Here is a 3,101-nt window from a genome sequence, read left to right on the forward strand (position 1 = left end):
GCTCTACCAACTGAGCTACCTGGGCAAACCCTGCTTCATCAAGACCGGTGCACATTTTCCTGCAGGTCCGGGCGGTGTTGGTCCTCCGCCGGAAGCGGGTGGTTTATAGCATGAGATTTTTCGCTGGCAAGCGCCCTCGCGTCGATTTGCCGGGAGTTTTTTTACAAGTGATGAAAGAGCTCATGTTCGCCACGAAAGAAGACGCTTTTCGAGCTTGCCGATCAACCAGGCAATGATGAGACCGATGACCGACAACAGAGCGACGCCCGCAATGAGCTGATCGAGCGCGAAGAGGGCGCCGGCCATCAGGATATAGGCGCCGACGCCGAATTCCGCGCCGATCATTTCGGCGGCCACCAGAAGCACGATGGCGATGGAGGCGGAAATGCGGAATCCGGACAGGATTGCCGGCATCGCACCCGGCAGGATGATCTTCCGGACGATGGACAGCCACGACATGCCGAAGGACTGGCCCATCCGAATCAGGTTGCGGTCGACATTGTCGACGCCGCCATAGGTGGCGATCACGGTCGGAAAAAAAGTGCCGAACAGGATGGTCGCCACCTTGGAGCCTTCGCCGATGCCGAACCAGATGATGAAGAGCGGCAAAAGCGCGATCTTGGGCACGGGGAAGAGCGCCGAGACGAGCGGCAAAAGCCCCGCGCGAGCAAGCGAGAACAGGCCGATGAAGAGGCCGACGGCAATGCCCAGCAGGCTGCCGAGCGTCCAGCCGACGACAAGGCGATAAAGGCTTGCGCCAAGGTGTTTCCAGAGCATGCCGGTCTGGAAGAGGTCGACCAGCGCTCCGAACGCCTCTGAAGGGGCGGGCAGTGCAATGGGGCTGATGAAGCCCGAACGCGAGCCCAGCTCCCAGAATGCCAGAATGGCGAGGAAAACCACAGGCGCAATCGGGCCGAGCGGGCGGTGAACGAAGCCACCGCCACGGAAGGGAACCGGTCGCCGGCCGCTCGATGCGTCTGCTGGAGCATCGGCGGCGGGCTCTTTGCGCGTGGCGTCATGCGACATCGGAAATCTCCCTGTCGGCTTCGCGGGCTTCCTCGCGCATGATCTCCCAGACGCGGCGCTGCAGGGTTTCCAGTTCGGCCAGCCGGTCGACACGCTCGGCGAGCGGCATGTCGATCTCGACCACGTCGCGGATGCGGCCGGGGCGGCGGGAAAGCACGATGATGCGACGGCCAAGGCGCACGGCCTCGTTCAGATTGTGCGTCACATAGCATGCGGAAAAGCGCTCGCGGCTCCACAGCGCAACCAGATCGTCCATCAGGAGTTCGCGGGTCTGGCTGTCGAGCGCGGAAAGGGGTTCGTCCATCAGCATGATGGCCGGCTTGACGGCGAGCGCGCGGGCTATGGCCACACGCTGCTTCATGCCGCCGGAGAGCTGGCGTGGCAGCGCCTTGGCGAAATCGGAAAGATTGGTGCGGGCGAGCACATCGGCGATGATCGCTTTGCGCTCGGCGGCGGCGATGCCGTGATCTTCCAGTACGAGGCTGACATTGCCTTCCACGCTGCGCCAGGGAAGCAGGGCGAAATCCTGGAAGATGTAAGTGAGCGGGTTGAGCGATCCTTCCGGCTCGGCTCCCGAAAGGAGCGCCTGGCCCCGATCCGGCTTTTCCAGACCGCCGGCGATGCGCAGCAATGTGGATTTGCCGCAGCCCGAGGGGCCGACGATGCAGACGATCTCACCATCGTTCACCGTGAAGGAGATGTCGTCGAGGACGGTCGCGCCGCCGTAATGATGGGTGATGTTTTGGAGAAGAAGCTGCATCGGCCAAAAATGCCGCCCCGGCACAGCGGGGCGGCCTCGTCGTTAGCGGGTTTCCACGAAGCTGGTGTCGACCAGTTTCTCCATCGTCACACCGTCGGGGACCAGGCCTTCCGACTTGAACCATTCGAGCTGGTCCTCGACGCTTGCAACGCTCAGCGCCGCCCCTTCATTGATGCGCATGGCGCCGGCGCGGATACGCGGATCCGCCTTTTCCAACGGCTGGTCGGAGTAGACGTATTGGTGGATCATCTCAACGATGGCGGCTGTGTCTTCCTCGCTCATGGACTTGTCGACGAGCGCGGCGTTGTAATCGCCGATGCCCTCGGACAGCCCGGCGAGGAAACGCTCGACGAGATCCTTCTTTTCGGTGGCGTTTTCGGTCGAGGTAAAGACAGTGGTGACCTGATAATCGTCGATGTAGTCGGAAATCTTGCCGATCTCGATCACTTCAGGCCCCTTGGTCAGCGCGCCGGCAATGTTCGGCACAATGGACCACGCGTCGATCTGCCCGCTCTTGAGCGAGGCGATAACAGCGGGCACCTTCTGCAGCGGCTTCACCTGGATTTCAGAGCGATCGAAGCCTTCCTTGTCGGCGATCTTGTGCGCCATGTAGTGGAAGGAGGAACCGGTGGTGGTGATGCCGTAAGTGCGGCCTTTCAGGTCGGCGGGCGTTTTCACGCCGGCGTCGTATGCGGTCTTGGAGGCAAGGATTTTCTGGCCTTCGACATCCGGCGTCTCCTGCAGCGCGCCGCCGATCACCTTGATGACGCCCTTGTCGGCGAGGCTGATGAGACTGCCGGAAATGGCGGTCATGCCGAAGTCGACATCGCCGGAAGCGATGGCCACGGCCATGGGTTGCGCGGCCTGGAAGGAGACGAACTCGACGTCGAGATCCTGCGCATCGAAATAGCCCTTGGCCTCGGCGATGATGCTCGGCGAGTGCGAGGTCAGCGAGAGAATGCCGACATTGATCTTGTCGGCGGCAGAGGACGGCAGGGCAATGCCGGTGAATGCGGCGGTCAGGGTGAGCGCGCCGAGCGCACGGCGGGTGATGGCGGTCATGGGTTCCTCCCGGAATTGTTTTGCCTGATGCTATTTGCATAGGGCGGAGGCGGGAGCAAGTGAAGGGGGGCGGGTGCCCGGTAACGTCGTTTTCTCCCGCCACGGTCTTCTCGAGGCGAGAAGAAAGGGGGTGGAGGTCTCGATGCCAGGACGAGGACAGGGCCGGACATCTCAAGACAAACGCCTCCGCTCCCGCGCGGCTTCGCCGCCGGGTCTGTACAGGTTCGGGAAGACGGGCGGCCGAAGCGTCGCG

At 62.6% G+C, this 3,101-nt stretch carries 3 protein-coding genes; all 3 read right to left on the reverse strand.

The features are described from left to right. Nucleotides 1-180: 180 nt before the first annotated feature. From QZ638_RS23000 to QZ638_RS23010, 3 genes are read right to left on the reverse strand one after another with little or no spacing between them, the layout of a single operon-like run. Entirely contained in the window at nucleotides 181-1,026 is an 846-nt protein-coding gene (locus QZ638_RS23000) for an ABC transporter permease (protein WP_295815033.1), read from the reverse strand. Continuing rightward, nucleotides 1,016-1,786 carry an ABC transporter ATP-binding protein gene (locus tag QZ638_RS23005; RefSeq protein WP_295815034.1) on the reverse strand — a complete coding sequence of 257 codons (771 nt, stop codon included), beginning with the start codon at nucleotides 1,784-1,786 and terminating at the stop codon, nucleotides 1,016-1,018. The genes QZ638_RS23000 and QZ638_RS23005 overlap by 11 nt, the downstream gene beginning before the upstream one ends. A gap of 42 nt (nucleotides 1,787-1,828) precedes the next feature. Further along, nucleotides 1,829-2,848 carry an ABC transporter substrate-binding protein gene (locus QZ638_RS23010; protein WP_295815037.1) on the reverse strand — a complete coding sequence of 340 codons (1,020 nt, stop codon included), beginning with the start codon at nucleotides 2,846-2,848 and terminating at the stop codon, nucleotides 1,829-1,831. Nucleotides 2,849-3,101 lie beyond the last annotated feature (253 nt).

Source organism: uncultured Nitratireductor sp., assembly GCF_913053745.1.
Taxonomy (GTDB): Bacteria; Pseudomonadota; Alphaproteobacteria; order Rhizobiales; family Rhizobiaceae; genus Nitratireductor.

Coding starts and splice junctions, on each gene's coding strand:
- QZ638_RS23000 (WP_295815033.1), bottom strand. CDS start 1,026: ATGTCGCATGACGCCACGCGCAAAGAGCCCGCCGCCGATGCTCCAGCA.
- QZ638_RS23005 (WP_295815034.1), bottom strand. CDS start 1,786: ATGCAGCTTCTTCTCCAAAACATCACCCATCATTACGGCGGCGCGACC.
- QZ638_RS23010 (WP_295815037.1), bottom strand. CDS start 2,848: ATGACCGCCATCACCCGCCGTGCGCTCGGCGCGCTCACCCTGACCGCC.